This window comes from Leptolyngbya sp. KIOST-1, assembly GCF_000763385.1.
GTDB lineage: Bacteria > Cyanobacteriota > Cyanobacteriia > Phormidesmidales > Phormidesmidaceae > Nodosilinea.
The window spans coordinates 50780-70477 of the sequence record NZ_JQFA01000004.1 but is presented as its reverse complement, the minus strand read 5'-3'; the positions used below and the strand labels follow the sequence as shown (position 1 = coordinate 70477).

At 61.3% G+C, this 19698-nt stretch carries 19 protein-coding genes and 1 pseudogene; 14 read left to right on the top strand and 6 right to left on the bottom strand.

All coding sequences use genetic code 11. From position 1 onward, the window contains the following. Positions 1-34 precede the first annotated feature (34 nt). From NF78_RS17400 to rppA, 3 genes are read left to right on the top strand one after another with little or no spacing between them, the layout of a single operon-like run. Positions 35-1402 carry an aspartate aminotransferase family protein gene (locus tag NF78_RS17400; RefSeq protein WP_081972742.1) on the top strand — a complete coding sequence of 456 codons (1368 nt, stop codon included), beginning with the start codon at positions 35-37 and terminating at the stop codon, positions 1400-1402. A gap of 60 nt (positions 1403-1462) precedes the next feature. Beyond that, complete coding sequence (locus NF78_RS17395; RefSeq protein WP_052050692.1) at positions 1463-1921, top strand: DUF29 domain-containing protein; 459 nt, start codon at positions 1463-1465, stop codon at positions 1919-1921. A gap of 36 nt (positions 1922-1957) precedes the next feature. Next, complete coding sequence (rppA, locus tag NF78_RS17390; protein WP_035993131.1) at positions 1958-2635, top strand: two-component system response regulator RppA; 678 nt, start codon at positions 1958-1960, stop codon at positions 2633-2635. Between the two features lie 101 nt (positions 2636-2736). Here rppA and NF78_RS17385 read toward each other — a convergent pair whose 3' ends face one another. After that, positions 2737-3321 (bottom strand): DUF924 family protein, encoded by a 585-nt coding sequence (locus NF78_RS17385; RefSeq protein ID WP_035990337.1) that lies wholly within the window; start codon positions 3319-3321, stop codon positions 2737-2739. 79 nt (positions 3322-3400) lie between these two features. After that, on the bottom strand, positions 3401-4981 hold the full coding sequence (locus NF78_RS17380) for a metallophosphoesterase family protein (protein ID WP_035990335.1): 1581 nt from the start codon (positions 4979-4981) through the stop codon (positions 3401-3403). A gap of 155 nt (positions 4982-5136) precedes the next feature. Between NF78_RS17380 and NF78_RS17375 the strand changes: the two genes are divergently transcribed. After that, a complete protein-coding gene (locus NF78_RS17375) occupies positions 5137-5739 on the top strand; it encodes a DciA family protein (protein WP_035990332.1) in 603 nt (200 codons plus the stop codon). Here the strand turns inward: NF78_RS17375 and lipB are convergent. Next, entirely contained in the window at positions 5699-6382 is a 684-nt protein-coding gene (gene lipB / locus NF78_RS17370) for a lipoyl(octanoyl) transferase LipB (RefSeq protein ID WP_035990329.1), read from the bottom strand. The genes NF78_RS17375 and lipB overlap by 41 nt on opposite strands. A gap of 154 nt (positions 6383-6536) precedes the next feature. Here lipB and hpf point away from each other — a divergent pair, with 154 nt between their 5' ends. Next, positions 6537-7190 (top strand): ribosome hibernation-promoting factor, HPF/YfiA family, encoded by a 654-nt coding sequence (gene hpf / locus NF78_RS17365; protein WP_035990327.1) that lies wholly within the window; start codon positions 6537-6539, stop codon positions 7188-7190. 123 nt (positions 7191-7313) lie between these two features. On the opposite strand, the gene grxC is transcribed toward hpf, so the two are convergent. The 3 genes and pseudogenes from grxC to NF78_RS17345 all read right to left on the bottom strand — a co-directional run bounded on the left by grxC (position 7314) and on the right by NF78_RS17345 (position 10778). After that, positions 7314-7586: a glutaredoxin 3 gene (gene grxC / locus NF78_RS17360; RefSeq protein WP_035990324.1), complete on the bottom strand. Its 273-nt coding sequence runs from the start codon at positions 7584-7586 to the stop codon at positions 7314-7316. Between the two features lie 152 nt (positions 7587-7738). Next, positions 7739-9251 (bottom strand): annotated as a pseudogene (gene radA / locus NF78_RS28395) (DNA repair protein RadA). A 276-nt stretch (positions 9252-9527) separates the two neighbouring features. Further along, a complete protein-coding gene (locus NF78_RS17345) occupies positions 9528-10778 on the bottom strand; it encodes a PQQ-dependent sugar dehydrogenase (protein ID WP_052050691.1) in 1251 nt (416 codons plus the stop codon). Between the two features lie 472 nt (positions 10779-11250). Between NF78_RS17345 and rpaB the strand changes: the two genes are divergently transcribed. From rpaB to NF78_RS17300, 9 genes are all read left to right on the top strand, one after another. Beyond that, complete coding sequence (gene rpaB / locus NF78_RS17340; protein WP_052050977.1) at positions 11251-11979, top strand: response regulator transcription factor RpaB; 729 nt, start codon at positions 11251-11253, stop codon at positions 11977-11979. 51 nt (positions 11980-12030) lie between these two features. Continuing rightward, complete coding sequence (gene plsX, locus NF78_RS17335) at positions 12031-13065, top strand: phosphate acyltransferase PlsX (RefSeq protein ID WP_035990318.1); 1035 nt, start codon at positions 12031-12033, stop codon at positions 13063-13065. A 3-nt stretch (positions 13066-13068) separates the two neighbouring features. After that, the gene (locus NF78_RS17330; RefSeq protein ID WP_318655485.1) at positions 13069-14064 is read left to right on the top strand and encodes a beta-ketoacyl-ACP synthase III; all 996 of its coding nucleotides are present in this window, start codon (positions 13069-13071) and stop codon (positions 14062-14064) included. A gap of 183 nt (positions 14065-14247) precedes the next feature. Beyond that, the gene (fabD, locus tag NF78_RS17325) at positions 14248-15138 is read left to right on the top strand and encodes an ACP S-malonyltransferase (RefSeq protein ID WP_035990316.1); all 891 of its coding nucleotides are present in this window, start codon (positions 14248-14250) and stop codon (positions 15136-15138) included. Positions 15139-15154: 16 nt separating this feature from the next. Further along, a complete protein-coding gene (locus tag NF78_RS17320; protein WP_318655484.1) occupies positions 15155-15844 on the top strand; it encodes a lysophospholipid acyltransferase family protein in 690 nt (229 codons plus the stop codon). Next, the gene (locus NF78_RS17315; protein WP_263970643.1) at positions 15804-16217 is read left to right on the top strand and encodes a DUF2288 domain-containing protein; all 414 of its coding nucleotides are present in this window, start codon (positions 15804-15806) and stop codon (positions 16215-16217) included. The genes NF78_RS17320 and NF78_RS17315 overlap by 41 nt, the downstream gene beginning before the upstream one ends. Then, positions 16207-17292 (top strand): AI-2E family transporter, encoded by a 1086-nt coding sequence (locus tag NF78_RS17310; RefSeq protein WP_035990311.1) that lies wholly within the window; start codon positions 16207-16209, stop codon positions 17290-17292. The genes NF78_RS17315 and NF78_RS17310 overlap by 11 nt, the downstream gene beginning before the upstream one ends. A gap of 98 nt (positions 17293-17390) precedes the next feature. Further along, positions 17391-18389: a homogentisate phytyltransferase gene (locus tag NF78_RS17305; protein ID WP_052050690.1), complete on the top strand. Its 999-nt coding sequence runs from the start codon at positions 17391-17393 to the stop codon at positions 18387-18389. Positions 18390-18421: 32 nt separating this feature from the next. Further along, positions 18422-19549, top strand: a complete 1128-nt coding sequence (locus tag NF78_RS17300; protein ID WP_035990309.1) for a geranylgeranyl reductase family protein — start codon at positions 18422-18424, stop codon at positions 19547-19549. The last annotated feature ends 149 nt before the right edge of the window (positions 19550-19698 follow it).

Below are 19698 nucleotides of genomic sequence, written 5' to 3'. Positions count from 1 at the left end.
CCTCGGGGAACTTCCCTATCATTGTGGATCCGCCATGCCCGACTCTAATCCTGATGTCACCCCTGCCCCGTCCCAGACCGCTCCTGAAGCTCTCCCAGGGACCTCCCGTCTCTCAGAAGCAGAGATGTGGGACATTGTTGAGCACCATCTGGTGCGCTATGGCGGCCGCTTTACCCCCCGGTTGATTGAGCGGGCGCGGGGCACCTATCTCTACGATCGCCAGGGCCGCAAGATTCTCGACTTTACCTCCGGGCAGATGTGCGCCACCCTGGGCCACAACCACCCCGACGTGGTGCAGGCCATTCACCAAGCCTGTGAGGATGTGCTGCACCTGTTCAGCGGCATGCTGTCGCCGTCGGTGGTGGAGCTGGCCGATGCCCTCTGCCACCTCCTGCCCCCCTCCCTGCAAAAGGCCCTGTTTCTCAACACCGGCAGCGAGGCCAACGAAGCCGCCCTGCGCATGGCCAAGCTGCACACTGGCGGCTTTGAAGTGGTCGGCCTCAGCGCCTCCTGGCACGGCATGACCGCCGGGGCTGGGGCCAGCACCTTTGTCTCGGCCCGCAAGGGCTATGGGCCGACTATCCCAGGCAACCTGGCGCTGCCCACACCCAACTGCTACCGCTGCCCCATTCGCCACTGCCAGGACCAGTGCGATATGACCTGCCTGGAGGTGGGCTTTGAGCTGGTCGATAGCCAGTCGGTGGGGGCCTACGCCGCCGTCATTGCCGAGCCGGTGCTCAGCTCGGGCGGGGTGGTTGTGCCCCCCGAGGGCTACTTTCAGCGGTTGCAGACCTACTGCCAGGAGCGGGGCATGGTGCTGATTTTGGATGAGGCCCAAACCGCCTTTGGCCGCCTAGGCAGCTTCTTTGCCTTTGAACAGCTGGGCATGGTGCCCGATATTCTGACGCTGTCGAAGACCCTGGGGGGCGGCCTGCCCCTGGCGGCAACCGTCACCAGCGCGGCGATCGAAGCCAACTGCTACGAGAAAGGCTTCATTTTCTACACCTCCCACGTATCTGACCCGATGCCTGCCCAGGTGGGGCTGGCGGTGCTGCGGGTGCTGACGGGCGAAAATTTGGCGGAGCGGGCTACGACCCTGGGGACCTACTTGAAGGATGGCCTGCTCAAGCTGAAGGATCGCTACGAGGCAATCGGCGATGTGCGCGGTCGCGGGCTGCTGATGGGGGTAGAACTGGTGAAGGATCGCACCAGCCGCGAACCCGACCCCGAAACCGGGGCCGCCATCACCCGCCGCTGCCTGGAACTAGGGCTGAGCATGAACATCACCGCCCTCCCCGGCATGGGCGCAGTGTGGCGCATCGCCCCGCCGCTGACGGTGACCTACGACGAGCTAGACGAAGGCCTGGCGATTTTGGATCAGGCGATCGGCGACTGTCTGTAGCTGAGAAGCTCCCGTCAGCGTAGCGTAAACTGATGAATAGTTCTCTCTGGCCTTAGTGCCATGCCCAAGACACCGCTGCAAACGCCGCTGCATCAGCTTTACGATGAGGATTTCGTCCGCTGGGTCGAGGCTACTGTTGCCTGTCTGAAAACGCGAGACATTGACCAACTCGATTGGGAAGGGTTGATTGAGGAGATTGAGGACTTGGGTAAGTCGGCCAGGCGAGAGCTTGAGAGTCGCATCAGTGTTTTGCTCGTCCATTTACTCAAGCGCTGCTACGTCAACTCACCCGATGACTATCGCGGTTGGCAGCTGACGATTGTGGAGCAGCGCAACGCCCTCAAACGGTTGCTCAAACAATCGCCCAGCCTTAAGACCTACTTTCAAAACGTGCTGGATGAGGTGTATCAAGATGCCCTAACAGAGGCCTCAACCGCTTACCCTCTGGGCGAGTTTCCCGCCGAATATTCGTTTAGCCGAGAGCTTGCGGCTCTACTGGCAGACGAATTCTGGGATTAACGACTGCCGCCTTCATCCATGCCTGTCTATTTCACCATGAAGATTCTGCTGGTTGATGACGAAGTAGAACTGGCTGACCCGCTGAGCCGATTGCTCAGTCGGGAGGGGTACCAGGTGGATGTGGCTACCGACGGCGCAGCGGGGTCTGAACTGGCCAGTCAGGGGGGCTACGACCTGCTGATTCTCGACTGGATGCTGCCGGGGCTGAGCGGGTTGGAAATTTGTCGGGAGGTGCGATCGCGCCACGACTCCACTCCCGTCCTCTTTCTCACTGCCAAAGACACCCTCAACGATCGCGTCGATGGCCTCGACGCCGGGGCCGACGACTACCTGGTCAAGCCTTTCGAGCTGCGCGAACTGCTGGCCCGAGTGCGGGCGCTGCTCAGGCGATCGCCCACCCTGGAGGCTCCACCGTCGCCCCGCCTCACCTACGGCGACCTCACCCTCGACGAAGCTAACCAACTCGCCCACCGCCAGGGGCAGGCCGCCGAACTCTCAGATAAAGAAACCCGCCTGCTGGCCTACCTGCTGCGCCACCCCAACCAGCTGCTCACCCACGAGCAAATTTACCAGGGCGTCTGGGGCGATCAGGAGGCCCCCAGCAGCAACGTGGTTGCCGCCCAAATGCGCCTACTGCGCCGCAAGATCGAACCCAAAGGCACGCCGCCCATTATTCATACGGTCTACGGCAAAGGGTATCGGTTGGGCAGTTAGGGAGATTTTAGATTTTGGCTTTGCGAGGGGGCTGTGGAGGCAAGGTCCAGGCTCCGCATAGACCAACCTGCCAAAATCCAAAACCGCCAATCCAAAACCGCTCAAAACCTCGACCCCGGCTGCTGCAAAAACTCCGCCTCTTCCGGTGTCGTCTCTCGCCCTAACACCTCATTGCGGTGGGGAAAGCGGCCAAACCGCTGGATCACCTCCCGGTGGCGCAGGGCGTAGTCGAGGGTGGAGTCAAACTCGGGATGGGCGGCGTGGAGGACCTGCACCAGCTCCACACAGCGATCCTGGTTGGCCAGGTTTTCGCTGTGCTCTAGCGGCAGGTAAAAGAAGATGCGCTCCACCGGCAACACCTGCTGGTCGTAGCCGTTTTCCAGGGCGTAGGAGGCGGTGGCCAGGGCGGCGCGATCGCCCCCAAAACTTTTCGCCTCCCCCCGAAACAGATTGCGCGGAAATTGATCAAGCAGCAGCACCAGGGCCAAACAGGAGCGAGGCTGCGATCGCCAGCCCTCCAGCCCACCCGCCATCGCCCGCTCCACCTCCGCCAGAAACCGCTGCCGAATAGCCGCGTCAAAGGCCGGATCCTTCTTAAACCACACCTGGCGCTGCTGGCCATACTCTCCATTGGGTTCCGCCGGATCGCCAAACCAAAACCGCAAAATCTCCTCTACCCGCTCCATCGCCTATCCCACCTACACTCCCACGCTCCCACCCACCACTCACCCACTCACCCACTCACCCACTCACCCACTCATCCACCTAACTCAACACCAGCGGATCCATAGCATAATCCTCCCACCCCTGGTGATAGCGCTCCGAAATATACGGAGTCAGCACAAACTGGGGTGAATCATCCCCCGTAACATCGATTCGCACAAACGAGTAGGGCCGCCGCCGCTCGGTCTTGTGGCCAGTCAAACCCATGTATAGCTGCGATTTGGCCACCAGCCGAAAGGCCACCTGGCCGTCTGGGTCAGTGCCGAGGGGTTCGTAGAGCATAGTGCCCTCGGGCCGCTGTCGCCTCAGGCTGAGGCCGCTGCCGCCGCAGACCACGCAGTTCATATGGCTATCGGCGTAGCCGGTGGCCTCGGTTTTGATGTACTCAAAGCAGTGGGCATGGCCGTTGAGCACCAGGTTGACCGGGGGGCGATCGGTGCTGATTTCGGGTACAGCCGCCGCTACCTGATCGAGCACCCAGCGCAGGTTTTGGCGAATGGCCATGGTCTGGGCCTGGCCCCACTTGGTGGCCTCTGTCACGTAGGGGGGGTGGTGAAAAAACAGCACGCGCCCCCGCACCGACAGGTCCTGCCAGGAGGCAATTAGCCCGTCCCGCAGCCACAGCAGCTGCTCGGTATCGACCAGGGTGGTTGGGCCTGGGTTGGCCTGTTTCTCGATGTCGAGCAGCATTTCCTCTAGCTGCTCGACCTTGGCCTGGAGGTCGTCCAGACGCTCCTGGGTGTGCGGGGCGTCGGGCGGGAGGTGGAGGGCTTCATCGCGCACCTGCTGCTGCTCGCGCAGAATACCCTGCCGCTGGGCCATGAGGCGCTGGCGGTAGTGGCTATTGGCAGCCCGCTGGGGCGACAGCGCCGGGTCGTTAAAAGTGCTGGAGTCGAGGGCAAAGAAGTCAATGCCGCCGTAGCGAAAGGTGTAGTAGCGGTTGGGCAGGCGGGTAAACTGCCCCGGCTGATAGCGCAGTCCCCAGGTCTTGTCATTCCAGGGGCCGTAGTGGCGATCGAGGTGGGCCGTCAGATCCTCCTCCGGCATTCCCCTCAAATAATCTAAAAACGCCCGGGCGTAGGCATCCCCCACCCCAGAGCCCCGCCAGCCCACGTTGGGGTTGAGGTTGAGCCGCAGCAGCTTGCGCAGGGGCCGACTCAGCTGCACCAAAACGCTGTAGAGCCGGGGCAGGTTGTAGTAGTCGTGGTTGCCCGGCACCGCCAAAAACGGAAAGCGAAACAGCATTTCGTCAAAGGGGATTTGAGAGGGGCGATCGCCCCCCACCAGCCACTCCCGGTAGGGCTTGATAAAGTTGTCTGGGTACTGCTCGCTAGAGCCAACCTGGTACACCACATCGCCGGTGTGGAGCAAAAAGCGGCAGTCCTGCAGGTGGGGCAGCATCTGCTGGGCAATGCGGCGCTGGGGATGGTGGTCGGGGTGCGGCCCGGAACCGCTGTCGCCGATCACCAAAAAGGAAAACTCCCTATCCTCGCTGCGACCGTCCTCCAAGATCAGCCGGGTCTGGTCGATGCGGCGCTGGCGCAGGGCCGGGTGCTGCCAGCAGACGCGCTCCTTCATCTTGGCAACCTTGGTCAAAATGGGGGGATCGAGAATGGAAGCCATGGGATTGCAGGTTGGGTTTCGCGGCAATGGTTGGCTGGCCCAGAGCGAGGCAGCCCTAGACTCAGGGTAGTCTGACATGCGCTCGATTGCCGACTTGCCCCCGCGATCGGCTAGTCTGGAGCAGCCCAGGGTCAGCGTTTCTCTGCCGGTACGCCATGTCTCTCGACTCCCTTCACACCGTCATTCACCAGCTAGAGCAGCAGCCCCGCTGGCGCAGCCGGGGGCAGTTTCGCCACATTCTCAACCAGTGGACGGCGGTGGTGGGCGAAGGGGTGGCCCGGCAGGCCGCTCCGGTGCGCCTCGACCAGGATGTGCTCCATGTGGCGGTGGCCAACCCGATGTGGGCACAAACCCTTACCCTGGAGCGCCTCCGCATTCTGGCTAAACTCAACGATCGCCTCCAGCTCAACCTCAGCGATATTCGCTTTTCCAGCGGCGACTGGTACCGCCAAAACAAGCAAAACCAGCCCAGCCCCGCCACCCGCCCAGATCCACAAAATTTGCCTGAGTGGCTCAGGCAGCATCCCAGCTTTGAGCCTCAGGCTATCCCGCGATCGCCGCTGCCTCCCCAAACCCCTGCCGAGAGTTTTCAGCGCTGGGCCGAGTTGACCCAGCACCTGGCCGCCCATCAGCCCCGCTGTCCCCAGTGCCGCTGCCCCTGCCCGATGGGGGAACTCAAGCGCTGGGGGCGGTGCAGCATCTGTGCCGCCCAGGGCTTTAGAGGCCCAGTTGGGTCATACTCCCCGCCACCGCCGTGAGGCCAAACACCTCGGCGAAGCAGTCGATCACCACCGGCCGCACGGCATTCACCGCAATGCCAGGACAGAACTGGGCCAGGCTGCCGACGAATTTGTCGGTAATGCCGCAGGGGGCGATCGCCTCAAATCCGCTCAAGTCGGGGCAAACGTTGAGGGCAAAGCCGTGCATGGTCACCCAGCGGCTCACCTTAATGCCGATCGCCGCCAGCTTGTAGTCGCCCACCCACACCCCCGTCAGCCCCGCCTGGCGGCCCGCCCTGACGCCAAACCTGGCCAGGGTTTGAATCAACACTTCCTCCAGCTGTCGCAGGTACCAGTGCAGGTCGCTCTGGTGCCGCTTCAGGTTGAGAATGGGGTAGCCCACCAGCTGGCCGGGGCAGTGGTGGGTGACTTCGCCGCCCCGCTCGGTGCGGAACAGCGGGTAGGGCAACGCCTCCGCTGGCACCTTCAGGTGGTCGAGCGTAGACCCCTGGCCCAGGGTATACACCCCAGGGTGCTCAACCAGCAGCAGGCGATCGGGCTGGGGGGAGGTGCGGTGGCGCTGAACCAGGGCCTTTTGCAGCGCCCAAGCATCGGCAAAAGCAGCCATTCCCAGGTCGTACACTTCGCAGCAGAGACCGGGTTCTCGACGGTTTTGCTCCATTTCTGTCAACCGTAAACTAGCGCAAATGCTTTATTTTTCAAGGTTTAGCAATCAAGAATTATCAACCCATGCAAAGGATTCTAACGGAGGCTGTTGTGCAGAATACAAGGTGTTAGGGTGAAACCATGAGCCGACGTATCAAGGAGTCCGCTTTATGAAGCTGGTAATCCATGGCAGAAATATTGAGATCACAGACGCGATTCGGGAGCATGTAGAGCAAAAAATCCTCAAGGCAGTGAGCCACTTCAAACATCTCACCAACGAGGTTGACGTCCATCTGTCCGTAGCCAAGAACCCCAGAATTGGGGCCAGCCAGTCCGCCGAAGTTACTCTGTTTGTGGACGGTGCCGTTGTCCGAGCTCAGGAGAGCAGCGAAAACCTCTACGCAAGCATTGACCTGGTGGCCGACAAAATCAGCCGACAGCTGCGCAAGTTCAAAGAAAAGCGCAATACCCGTATGCAGGGCAGCCTGGGTAAAACCACCGAAGCCTACCTCAACGAAGCCCCGGCAACCGATGTGTCCCACGTGCTCAGCACCAGTGAACCTCAGCTGCCCGACGAAGTAATCCGCACCAAATACTTCGCCATGGCTCCCATGACGGTTGCGGAGGCCCTGGAGCAACTTGCCCTCATCGACCACGATTTCTACATGTTTCTCAACGCAGAAACCGAGGAAATGAACGTGATCTACGAGCGCAACCACGGCGGCTACGGGCTGATTCAACCCCGCAAAGCTAACGCCAACGGCCACCTCAACGGCAATGGCAACAAAGCCAAGCACCCTGCGGAGGCCGCTACCCACAGCTAGTCTTGCCTCGCTAGAAACCCGGCTGCTTTCAGGAGATACCCAGAGGATTTTGGGGTCGGGGAGCAGCCGGGTTTCTGCGTCAAATGGGAGCGCAAATTTCCGGTTGATTGTTCAGAAAGTGCCTTAGCTGGCGGAGGTCGCCGACAGCAGAGGCTCGACGCCGCCCTGGGCATCGAGGGCAAACAGGTCGTCGCAGCCGCCGACGTGGTGGTGGTTGATGAAGATCTGGGGCAGCGATCGCCGCCCGTTGGCCCGCTCAGACATCTCGCTGCGGGCGACTTCATCGCCATCGATGGCGTATTCGGTGTACTCAATGCCTTTCTGGTCGAGCAGTCGTTTGGCGCGAATGCAGAAGGGGCAGCTTCTCCAGGTGTAGATTTCGACGGTGGGGGTCATGTGCGCCTCCGAGTAGTGTTTCGGTTTCTTTACATTATTTTAGTCTTTTATCCCGGGAAGGCGGAAGGGTCTGAGGTTTGAGGTTTCAGGTTTCGGGTCTCAGGTTTCGGGTTTCAGGTCTCAGGTAAGCCTCAAACCCTGCACCTGAAACCCTACCCGCTCCCCTTCAGGGCCTGGGCGATCGCATCCACCACCCGCGACACCGCCACAATCTCCAGCCCATCGACGCTGACCGGCTGCCCCTTGGGCACGATCGCCCGCTTAAACCCCAGCTTGGCCGCCTCCTTCAGCCGTAGCTCTAGCTGGGAGATGGGCCGCACCTGGCCCCCCAGGCCCACTTCGCCGATCAGCACCAGTTCCGGGTCCACCAGGCGATCGCGGAAGCTGGCCACCACCGAAACCGCCACCCCCAGATCCGCCGCCGGTTCCCCCACCGCCAGCCCCCCTGACGAGGCCACGTAGGCATCCAGCTTGGAGAGGGGAATGCCCACCCGCTTTTCCAGCACCGCCAAAATTTGCAGCAGCCGGTTGTACTCAATGCCCGTAGTGGAGCGCCGGGGCGAGCTGTAGCTGGTGGGGCTGACCAGCGACTGTAGCTCGACCACCAGGGGCCGAGTGCCCTCGCAGGCGACGATGGTAGCGATGCCCGGCACCTGCTCATCGCGGTTGCCCAAAAACAGCGCCGAGGGGTTACTGATCTCCGCCAGGCCGCGATCGACCATTTCAAACACGCCCAGCTCGTGGGTCGCGCCAAAGCGGTTCTTAACGGAGCGCAGCAGGCGGTGGCTGGCAAAGCGATCGCCCTCGAAGTACAGCACCGTGTCTACTAAGTGTTCGAGGACTTTGGGGCCTGCGATCGCCCCCTCCTTGGTCACATGCCCCACAATAAATAGCGAAATATTCGCCCGCTTGGCCAGCTGCATCAATGCCGAGGTACATTCCCGCACCTGGGACACGGAGCCCGGAGCCGAGGTCAGCGCCGCGTAGTACAGCGCCTGGATACTGTCGATCACCGCCACCGTCGGCTGCAACGACTCCAGCTCCATGAGAATGGTCTCCAGATCGATCTCCGGCAGCAGGTACAGATCCCCTCCTACTGCCTCCAGTCCAGAGGTCTCACCCTCCTCCAAATCCTCAAACACCTCTTTTTTTGCCCTTTGCCCTTTACCCTTCACCTTCCCCCCACCCCCTCACTCCCCACCCCTCCCCCCCCACCGGCCCCAGCCGCTGCCACCGCAGCTTCACCTGCTGACCCGACTCCTCTGCGCACACGTACAGCACCCGCATTCGCCGCGACAGCTGATCCGCCGTCTGCAGCAGCAGCGTGGACTTGCCGATGCCAGGATCGCCCCCCAAGAGCACCAGCGACCCCGGCACAATGCCACCCCCCAGCACCCGATCCAACTCGCCGTAGCCGGAAGGCAGCCGGGTCTGGGGGTGGTCTTCGATCTGCCCCAAGGTCATGGCCAGGCGGGGTTGGCTGGGCTTGGTGGCGGTGCCTCGGCTGCGCCCCAAAGCCGAGGCCCGCGCAGAAGTCGTCTCCTTCGCGGGCTGGGCCTGCTCCACCATCGAGTTCCAGCTGCCGCAGGTGGGGCAGCGGCCATAGTACTGGGGCGATTCAGCCCCGCATTCGTTGCAGACAAAGATCGATCGCGACTTGGGCATGGGCTTTTCGTTAACACGGGCAAGCGCCCGATGGCTGGCGCGCCTACACCCCAGAGCATCAGTACAGTATGGCCAGGAAACAGGATGGCCAGGCACCCGTTTGGCGCTGGTGCCCTCCCCGGAGAGGGCGGGCCGCCTGGCCAAGGAACCGGGTCTCTGCACCGATGTCTCGGCGGAATCAGCGATGGAGATATTGAGTATATAGTATCTCCGATCTAGCCCCTGGATTCTAGAGCCCTGGACCATTGGGTGGGCTGTTCTGTTCTAGAAATCTCCTTAGACACTGTCAATGTCTTCTTCGTCGTTGTCATCGTCATCATTCAGCTCGGCAGCCTCAATTCGGTAAAGGCCGCCATCGGACTCATCCGTGAGCACGTAGATATAGCCGTCGGGCCCTTCGCGCACATCCCGAATTCGCCCCACGGTTTGCAGCAGCAGTTCTTCCTCGTGGAGCACCTCTTGCTCATCAAAAAGCACCCGGCGAATCCGCTGGCTGGCCAGGCCGCCGACCAGCATGTTGCCCTGCCAGGCGGGAAACTGACCGGCGGTGACCAGGGTGACGCCGGAGGGAGCATGGGTGGGCAAAAACTCATGGAAGGGTTCCGTCACGTCTTCCATGCGGCGGGCGATCGCCTCGTCAATGGGCGCTTCGGTTTCGTAGTCCAGGCCCCGAGTCACAATCGGCCAGCCGTAGTTGTTGCCCGCTTCAATTCGATAGATCAAATCGCCACCGCGGGGACCGTGATCCACCGCCCAAATTTCCCCGGTCTCCCGGTTGACCATCAGCGCCTGAATGTTGCGGTTGCCATAGGTAAAGATCTCGTCTAGGACCTCTGGATCGCCCACAAAGGGATTGTCCCCAGGGACGGAACCATCGTCATTGAGCCGTAGAACAGAGCCAGCGTGATCGCTCAAATGTTGGGCTCGGATGGGCTCAAACCAGCGATCGCCAATCGTCATTAACAGCGTGCCATCGTTGGCCCAGGCCAGCCGCGATCCGTAGTGCTGCCCGGGCTCAGAATAGCGATCTTGGACAAAGACATCCTCCACATCCACTAAGGTGGTGCCGTCCAATCGCCCCCGCGCCAGGGCCGTTGCCGTTTCCCCATCGCCATTGGGCTTGGAGTAGGTCATGTAAATCCAGCCATTGGTTTCATAGTCAGGATGCAGGGCCAGGTCCAACAGTCCGCCCTGGTTCTCGGCATTGACCTCAGGCACCCCCGACACTTCAATAACGGTGCCATACTCAATAATATTCAGCCGTCCCGGACGCTCAGTGACCAAAAAACGACCGTCCGGCAGGAAGGCTAACGCCCAGGGATTTTCCAGACCGCTGGCAATTTCAACGATCCGAATATCTTCGTACTGGGTTTCTTCAATGGCCACCTCTCGAAAGCCCTGCCCCTGGTTTTCTGCGTTTTGGGTTTGGTCTGCGGTGGTGACATTGGCGATCGCCGGTGCTCCATAGACAGCGCCCAGCACCAGGGCAAGCGTCAGAACCGGAATTTCCCTCAGTCGCATCCCCATAGCCCCGCTCCTCTACGATCAACTCTGTCCGCTGAGCCATTATTAGAAGCCCCCTTCCCTGGGGGCATCTATCCCAAGATCAGTTGATCGGAGGCCCAAGATTAGTGATCGGAGTCGCTTTCCTCGGCCTGGGCTCTACCCTCACCCCCAACCCCTCTCCCCATTCTGGTTAGGAGATGTCTGGGAAAGACGATCCCTGCTCTATCCAGCGATCGCCCTACACCTCCTGGGGCTTCTCATGGCCGCAACAAACCTTAAAAAAGCCTGAAGCGCAGCGATTTCAGCGGCTGGGTATGAATCAATACCCATAGTATTGACCAATGCTTCACCCTTTGCGATGGTGCATTTTGGAAAATTTTAGGGAAACCACGGCATCTCTATGGCGCGATCGACTAACTTCCTTTCAAAAGTTAATCATTAAACGTTGCGATTATTTATAGAATATGACGTTACGTAGGGAGCTTTGAAAGCCTTGGAAAACAACAAAGAAAAAATTCTGGTGGTCGACGACGAGGCCAGCATTCGGCGCATCCTCGAAACCCGTCTGTCGATGATTGGCTACGACGTTGTCACCGCGGCCGATGGCGAAGAAGCCCTCGAAACCTTCCGCAATGCCGCCCCCGACCTGGTGGTGCTGGACGTAATGATGCCCAAGCTCGACGGCTATGGCGTCTGCCAGGAGCTGCGCAAAGAATCCGACATCCCGATTATTATGCTTACCGCCCTGGGCGATGTGGCCGATCGCATCACCGGCCTGGAGCTGGGGGCCGACGACTACGTGGTCAAACCCTTTTCCCCCAAAGAGCTGGAGGCCCGCATTCGCTCAGTCCTGCGCCGGGTCGACAAAACCGGCATGACTGGCATCCCCAGCTCCGGGGTCATTTCTATCAACACCATTCGCATCGACACCAACAAGCGCCAGGTGTACAAGGGCGACGAGCGCATTCGCCTGACCGGCATGGAGTTTAGCCTGCTGGAGCTGCTGGTCAGCCGCTCCGGGGAGCCCTTCTCCCGCTCCGAAATTTTGCAGGAGGTGTGGGGCTACACCCCCGAGCGCCACGTGGATACCCGCGTGGTCGATGTCCACATTTCCCGCCTGCGGGCCAAGCTCGAGGACGACCCTAGCAATCCCGAACTCATTCTCACCGCTCGGGGTACCGGTTATCTGTTTCAGCGGATCGTGGAACCCGGCGAAGAATAGTCGGTAGGGTAGTCTGCTAGAATTTGCTCAGGTTTTTCACAGATTTAGCAGATGGGTTTTAACCGGGCACGCATTGCCATTGACGCGATGGGGGGCGACTTTGCCCCGGGCGAAATTGTCGCTGGGGCCATTCGCGCCAAGGCCGAGCTGGAGGTCGATGTGGCCCTGGTAGGCGACATTGATCAGATCAAGGCATCGATCGCGAACGTTGACCAGCTGGCGGGCATTGAGCTGGTACCTGCCGAGGGCAGCATTGAAATGCACGAAGAACCGCTCAGCGCCCTGCGCAAAAAGCCCCAGGCCTCAATCAATGTGGCGATGGACCTGGTCAAGCGCGGCGAGGCCGATGCGGTGGTGTCGGCGGGGCACTCTGGGGCGGCGATGGCGGCGGCGCTGCTGCGCCTAGGGCGGCTCAAGGGCATCGATCGCCCAGCCATTGGGGCCGTGTTTCCCACCGTAGTGGCGGGCAAATCGGTGCTGATCTTGGATGTGGGGGCCAACGTGGACTGTCGGCCCAAGTATCTAGAGCAGTTCGCCATGATGGGCACTCTTTATTCCCGCCACGTGCTGGGGGTCGATCATCCCCGCGTTGGGCTGATCAACATTGGTGAAGAACCCAGCAAGGGCAATGATGCCGCTCTCAGAGCACACCAGCTGCTGGAAGAGAATCCAAACATTCCCTTCGCGGGCAATGCCGAGGGCCGCGATATTCTCTCGGGCCAGTTCGATGTGGTGGTGTGCGACGGCTTTGTGGGCAACGTGCTGCTCAAGTTTGCCGAAGCGGTGGGCGAATCGGTTTTACAGATTTTGCGCGAAGAGCTGCCCCAGGGCGTTCGTGGCAAGCTGGGTACCTCTATCCTCAAGCCCAACCTGCGCCGGATCAAGCAGCGGGTCGATCACGCTGAGCACGGTGGGGCCCTGCTGCTGGGGGTGGCTGGGGTGACGGTAATTAGCCACGGCAGCTCCCAGGCGCCCTCGGTATTCAACGCCATTCGCCTGGCCAAGGAGGCCGTCGACAATCGCGTTCAGGACCGCATTCAGGCGCAGTACCAGCGGGTGGCGATGCCCGCAGCAGACGGAGAATAACCCGTGGAACAGTTTATGCCCGGCGTGTCACTGGTGGGCAGTGGTTCGGCCTGTTTGAGCGTACGGCTCACCAACGACGACCTCAGCCAGCGAGTGGACACCTCCGACGAATGGATTGCGGCCCGGACCGGTATTCGCCAGCGCCACATCGCCGCTCCTACCGATTCCCTGGCCTCCCTAGCCACAGAGGCCGCCCGCAACGCTCTGGCGATGGCAGAGCTACAGCCTGAGGCGGTGGACCTGATTTTGCTGGCCACCTCTACCCCCGACGACCTCTTTGGCACCGCCTGTCAGGTGCAGGCGGCCCTGGGCGCAACCCGGGCCGTAGCCTTCGACCTCACCGCTGCCTGCTCGGGGTTTGTGTTTGCCCTGGTCACGGCGGCACAGTACATCCGCACGGGCGTGTTCAAAAACGTGGTGGTAATCGGGGCGGACGTGCTCTCCCGCTGGACCGACTGGGACGATCGCACCACCTGCGTGCTGTTTGGCGATGGCGCGGGTGCGGTGGTGCTGCGGGCCAGCGATCGCGATCGCCTGCTGGGCTTCGAGCTGTGCAGCGACGGTGCCCTTAACCACTGCCTCAACCTGGCCTACCAGCCCGAAACCGCTCCGCTGGTGGGGGACACCAGCGTTCAGAGGGGCACCTTCGCGCCCATCACCATGAACGGGCGCGAAGTTTACAAGTTCGCTGTCAGCCGGGTCCCGGAGGTAATCGAAAAAGCTCTGTTTCGGGCCAGCCTCACCACCGCCGACATCGACTGGATGCTGCTGCACCAGGCCAATCAGCGCATCCTCGATGCCGTTGCCGATCGCCTCGGCGTCCTATCCGAGCGCGTGGTCAGCAATATGGCTCGCCACGGCAACACCTCCGCCGCCTCCATTCCCCTCGCCCTCGACGAAGCCGTGCGAGCGGGCAAGGTGCAGCCTGGGGATGTGATTGCCACCGCTGGGTTTGGGGCGGGCCTCACCTGGGGGGCCGCCATTTTGCGGTGGGGCTAGCGGAATTTGGCGGGATAGTTTTGGCAGAACTGATCCCCCCTAAGGCTTTTTCAGTTTGAACGTTGCAGTTTGAACTCCGCTTAGCGGTACGAGTTCGCCGCCCCCGGTCGAGCAGGGTCTACTCTGTTTCGGGCGAGCGTTTTGTGAGACAGTATTGCTTTGCGGAGTAAGTAGGGTATCGGCATGGCAAAGGCAGCGTGGGTATTTCCTGGGCAGGGTTCCCAGGCGATCGGCATGGGGGCAGACCTGGCAACGGTTCCCCTGGCCCAGGAGCGTTTTGCCGAAGCCGAGTCCGTGCTGGGCTGGTCGGTGCTGGAGGTGGTACAGGCCGACGATGATAAGGTTTCCAATACCCTCTACACCCAGCCCTGCCTCTACGTCATCGAGAGCATTCTGGTCGATCTGCTCCAGGATCGGGGTCATCAGCCTGCGGTGGTGGCAGGCCACAGCCTGGGGGAATACGTCGCCCTGTACGCCGCCCAGGTGTTTGACTTTGCCGCTGGACTGACCCTGGTGCAGCGCCGCGCTGAGCTGATGGCCCAGGCCTCGGACGGTATGATGGCCGCCATGCTGGGCTTTGATGCCGACGACCTGGCGGCCAAGCTGGAGGCGACGCCCGGAGTCGTGCTGGCCAACGACAACAACCCCGGGCAGGTGGTGATCTCGGGTACTCCAGAAGCAGTCACCGCTGTGATGGAAAGCGTCAAGGCCAAGCGCGCGGTGAAGCTCAACGTCAGCGGGGCCTTTCACTCGCCGCTGATGGCCGAGGCCGCCGCGCTCTTTCAGCCGGTGTTGGAATCCATCGCCTTTGCCACGGCCCGGGTGCCGGTGCTCTCCAACGTCGATCCTATCCCGGCTACCGATGGAGCGGTGCTAAAGCAGCGCCTGGTGCAACAGATGACAGGTTCGGTGCGCTGGCGCGAAATTACCCTGGCGCTACCGGAGTTGGGCATTGATACGGTGGTTGAGGTAGGGCCAGGGAACGTGCTGACGGGCCTGACCAAGCGCACCTGCAAAGACCTGGCGCTGGTGAATGTCGGCAATTTGGAGCAGGTAGAGGGGTTTACGAACTGAGGCAAGCGCTGACCTCATGCCCCTGCCATCGCCCAAAATTGCAAATCCGAACTCCAAAATTCCGCTGATGAGCCGCGATCGCGAACCTCCCGTCAATCTGCTGTGGTACCACCTGTTCAAGTGGTCGGTGGTCAGCCCCATGCTGGGGCTGTATTTTCGGGGCCGCGTCCACGGGGCCAACCTGGTCCCCAAGGCTGGCCCGCTGATTGTAGTGGCCAATCACGCCAGCGACTTTGACCCGCCGCTGCTCTCCGCCGCCGTGCGCCGCCCGGTGTCCTATATGGCCAAAGAAGAGCTGTTTAAGGTGCCCGTACTCAACCGGGCCATTCGCCTCTACGGAGCCTACCCGGTCAAACGGGGCAGTGCCGATCGCAGCGCCATCCGCGAGGCCCTCAAGCAGCTTGAGCAGGGCTGGGCCGTGGGCATTTTTCTCCAGGGCACCCGCACCCCCGATGGCCGCATCCCCGCCCCTAAAATTGGGGCGGCGCTGATTGCCGCTAAGGCCCAGGTGCCGCTGCTGCCGGTCAGCCTCTGGGGCACCGAGCATATTTTCAAAAAAGGCTCTGCGATGCCGCGCCCGGTCCCCCTCACCATTCGCATCGGAGCTCCCATCGCCCCGCCCGCCGCCAACAATCGCGCCGGGCTGGAGCAGATCACCGCCGCCTGTGCCGCCGAAATTCACCGCCTCCACGACCTGGGCCGCTAGCCCACGCCACCCACCCCCGGCTACATCTGGTAGCCTAAAGCAGACCCGCGATCGCACCGCCGCAGCCATGACCCAAGACCTCAAGCACGAACTCGCAGAACTGGTTGCCCCCGCCGACTGGGCCTGGATCAGCCCCCACGCCAATCGAGGAGCCGTGGTCGTGGTCGACAAAAGCCTGGATCTAGTCGAGGTCGGGGCCGCGATCGCCACCGACAACGTTACGGTCGTCAACCGCTGGATCGCAGAAGCCCTGCTCACCAAACCCTCCCCCTTTCAGCTCGAAGTTTGGGACCAGACCGCCAAAAAGCAGTTCCAATCCCTGATCGTTCAACCCTTCGTGCTAGTGCAGGATCCGGCTGCCGATGAAAATTGAGGAGGATCCTAACGACACCCTCCAGGGGCGCGGCCCGAGGGGGCGCGACCACCTCTGGGCCGCTTTAAGCGCCAGCACCCTGGTCCGCTTTTTGCTGTTGTTTGCCAGTGGCTGGGCGGTGGTGCAGCTGCTGGCCTACTTTGAGGTGCTGGTGGTGGTGTTTGTGTCCGCCACCATCGTGGCCTTTTTGCTCGATTTGCCCGCCCGCTGGCTGAGTCGATGGATGCCCCACGGGGTAGCGGCGATCGCCGTGTTTATCGCCTGTCTGGCGATCGCCGCCGGCCTTTCCCTCACCCTCGGAATGACGGTCATCGCCCAGGGGCAGCAGCTAGCCGCCAGCGCCCAAGACTTTTCTGACTCAGTTACCCCCTGGTTCAACAGCCTGGAGCAGCTGTTGGAAACACTGAATTTGCCCGTTGACCTGGAGGGGCTAGAACCTCAGGTTCAAGATCAGGTAGGCACCCTGCTCACCTCCGGCCTGGGCCTGCTGCAGTCGACTTTGGCTAACCTGGGCCTGGTCATCCTGATTGCGGTGGTGGCGCTGTTTATGATGCTGGATGGGGCCAAAATCTGGTGGTGGCTGCTCAACTACGTTCCCATCCGCCATAAGGAGCGCTTCAACACCGTTCTTCAGCGAAATCTGCTCGGTTTTTTCTGGGGCCGCCTGCTGTTGTCGATCTTTTTCGGGGTTTCCACCTTTGTCGTGTTTTTGATTCTGGGCGTTCCCTTTCCCCTGGTGCTGGCCCTAATTGCCGGGGTGTTTGATCTGATTCCCGGCATTGGCGCCACCCTAGGAGTGGGTTTGGTGGCCCTGCTGCTGCTCTCCCAGAGCGTATGGCTGGCAATTCAGGCACTGGTCGTGTGCATTGCGCTGCAACAGGTGGAGGAAAACCTGCTGCTGCCCTACATCATGAAGGACTCCCTGGATATCAACCCGGTAGTCATGTTCTTTGCGCTGATTGTCGGGGCCACGGTGGCTGGGGTGCTGGGCCTGTTTCTGGCCGTGCCAGTGGCCGGCGTGATCATCACCTGGCTAGATATTGAGGCCATGCGCGGCAAACCCAACCAAGATTAAAAAAAAGCTTTTTTTAAGGCCCAATTGCACCAGTAAGCGAGCCATCAGCCGATAAGCTAGCTAAGGAACTGAGGCCCCTGGCAAAACGACTTTCATCTATGCCCCACGCTGCTCCGCCAAACTCTACGGTTCCCCCAGGTAACCGGCTCCGCTTTACCCAAACCCCTCTGCCCTGGCTCTACGCCCTGTGGAAGTTCTGGCGGCCTCACACGGTGATTGGCACTAGCCTCAGTATGCTGGGCATTACCGCCATTGTGCTGGCCGACTTGAGGGGCGAAAACTTACCCTACTTGGGTGCCTTGCTGAGTTTAGTCGCCGTTGCCGGAGGGGCCTGCCTGCTGGGCAACCTCTACATCGTGGGGCTAAACCAGCTCGAAGACATTGCGATCGATCGCATCAACAAACCCCATTTGCCTGTGGCGGCGGGTGAATTTTCGGTGGCCGACGGCCGCTGGATTGTGGGGTTGGCAGGGCTTGGGGCCATCGGATTGGCGGCCGTCGGTGGCCCCTGGCTGCTGGCTACCGTGGGCCTCAGCCTGGGGATTGGTACCGCCTATTCGCTGCCGCCGGTACGCCTCAAGCGGTTTCCCTTTTGGGCTTCGGTGTGCATTTTGGCGGTGCGGGGGGCAATTGTGAATTTGGGTCTGTTTCTGCACGGCAGCGATCGCCTCGGCCTTCCTTTCACCGTTCCGGGACGGGTTTGGGCGCTGACCGGCTTCATTCTGCTGTTCAGTATCGCCATTGCCCTGTTCAAAGATATTCCCGACATTGAGGGCGATCGCCGCTACGGCATCCGCACCCTATCCCTGAAGCTGGGGCAGCGCAATGTCTTTAAGGTTGCCCTAGGTATTCTGAGCGTCTGCTACCTGGGTATGGCCCTGGCGGCGCCCTGGCTGACCGGGGTCAATTCGCTGTTTTTGGCTGGCTCCCATCTGCTGCTGCTGCTGCTGCTGGGCTGGATGAGTCTGCGGGTGCCCCCCACCGGCCAGACGGCGGCGGGACTGGGCACCATGACCTACCCCCAGTTCTACCAGTTCATCTGGAAGCTCTTTTTTCTGCAGTACCTCATATTTCCCCTCGCCTGCTGGTTGGCCTAGCCCAGCAGACCCGCCCAAAGGAGCCCAAAGCCATGTATGACTGCATCATCGTCGGGGCAGGCCCCGCCGGAGCCACCGCCGCCTACCACCTCAGCAAAGCAGGCCATCGAGTCTTGATCGTGGAGGCCGCCCAACTCCCCCGCTACAAGCCCTGCGGCGGCGGTGTATCGCCCCAGGTGGCCGAATGGTTTGACTTCGACTTCTCCCCGGCGATCTCGGTCAAGGTCTGCAGAGTGCGCTACACCTTCAACCTGGAAGACCCAGTCGAAGCCGAACTGCCCGCCGAAAAAGCGCTGTGGATGGTGCGGCGGGACGAGTTTGACCACTTTATTGTGCAGCAGGCCCAAAAGCAGGGAGCCACCCTGTGGGATGCCACCAAAGCCCAGGGGGTTGAATCCCACGAGGACCACTGGCAGGTGCACACCAGCCAGGGGCCAGTCCAGGGCCGCTTTTTAATTGCAGCCGATGGTGCCAGGGGGGCTATGGCCAAGTGGCTGGGCTTTCCTGAGCGCAAGTATCAGCTGGCCGCCGCCCTGGAGGCCGAACCTCGCCTAGAGGTGCCCCAGGATCCGGTGGTGCATTTCGACCTGGGCCTGCTGCAGCGGGGATATCTGTGGAATTTTCCCAAGGCCGACGGCTACTCCATCGGTGGCGGCGTGTTTCGCTCGGGGGCCCAGCGCAAGCAGGACTTACGCACCCCGGTGGCCGACTATGCCGCCGCCTTTGATGTCGATGCCAGTACCGTGCAGCACTTCGGTCACCCCATTTTCATTTGGGATGGTCCTCAAACCCTCCACACCCACCGGGCCGTCCTGGCAGGTGAATCCGCCTGTGTGGTAGACCCGTTTACAGCCGAGGGCATTCGGCCTTCCATCTTTAGTGGCCTCAAGGCTGCCGAGGCGATCGCCAAGGCTCTCCAGGGCAGCGATACGGCCCTGGCAGACTACACCCAGGTCATGGATAGGGAATGGGGCGAGGAAATGCGCTGGGCCAGACGCCTGGCCCGTCTGGTCTACCAAGCCCCCTCCCTGGCCTACAGAGCCGGGGTGAAGCGCCCCTCCAGCACCCTCACCATGGTTAAAGTTTTCTGCGGTGAAGTCAGCTACAGCGACGTGGCCCATCGAGCTATTCACCGCCTCAGTGCCGGGCTGTTGTCCTAGGACTCTGTCAAACCTAAGGGAACCCTAATTTTTGGCTTTGACGCTGCACTAAGGGCTATAACCCTTAATTTTTGGGCGTTTGGCAGCTAATTGATGACGGTTCCTAGTCCTTTTGCCTGGCCAAAACCACCGCCGATCAAAAATGGCCA

Coding starts and splice junctions, on each gene's coding strand:
- NF78_RS17380 (WP_035990335.1), bottom strand. CDS start 4,981: ATGGCTTCCATTCTCGATCCCCCCATTTTGACCAAGGTTGCCAAGATG.
- grxC (WP_035990324.1), bottom strand. CDS start 7,586: ATGACCCCCACCGTCGAAATCTACACCTGGAGAAGCTGCCCCTTCTGC.
- NF78_RS17305 (WP_052050690.1), top strand. CDS start 17,391: ATGCCCCACGCTGCTCCGCCAAACTCTACGGTTCCCCCAGGTAACCGG.
- NF78_RS17320 (WP_318655484.1), top strand. CDS start 15,155: ATGCCCCTGCCATCGCCCAAAATTGCAAATCCGAACTCCAAAATTCCG.
- hpf (WP_035990327.1), top strand. CDS start 6,537: ATGAAGCTGGTAATCCATGGCAGAAATATTGAGATCACAGACGCGATT.
- NF78_RS17395 (WP_052050692.1), top strand. CDS start 1,463: ATGCCCAAGACACCGCTGCAAACGCCGCTGCATCAGCTTTACGATGAG.
- NF78_RS17375 (WP_035990332.1), top strand. CDS start 5,137: ATGTCTCTCGACTCCCTTCACACCGTCATTCACCAGCTAGAGCAGCAG.
- NF78_RS17385 (WP_035990337.1), bottom strand. CDS start 3,321: ATGGAGCGGGTAGAGGAGATTTTGCGGTTTTGGTTTGGCGATCCGGCG.
- plsX (WP_035990318.1), top strand. CDS start 12,031: ATGGGTTTTAACCGGGCACGCATTGCCATTGACGCGATGGGGGGCGAC.
- fabD (WP_035990316.1), top strand. CDS start 14,248: ATGGCAAAGGCAGCGTGGGTATTTCCTGGGCAGGGTTCCCAGGCGATC.
- rppA (WP_035993131.1), top strand. CDS start 1,958: ATGAAGATTCTGCTGGTTGATGACGAAGTAGAACTGGCTGACCCGCTG.
- lipB (WP_035990329.1), bottom strand. CDS start 6,382: ATGGAGCAAAACCGTCGAGAACCCGGTCTCTGCTGCGAAGTGTACGAC.
- NF78_RS17345 (WP_052050691.1), bottom strand. CDS start 10,778: ATGGGGATGCGACTGAGGGAAATTCCGGTTCTGACGCTTGCCCTGGTG.
- NF78_RS17310 (WP_035990311.1), top strand. CDS start 16,207: ATGAAAATTGAGGAGGATCCTAACGACACCCTCCAGGGGCGCGGCCCG.
- NF78_RS17300 (WP_035990309.1), top strand. CDS start 18,422: ATGTATGACTGCATCATCGTCGGGGCAGGCCCCGCCGGAGCCACCGCC.
- NF78_RS17400 (WP_081972742.1), top strand. CDS start 35: ATGCCCGACTCTAATCCTGATGTCACCCCTGCCCCGTCCCAGACCGCT.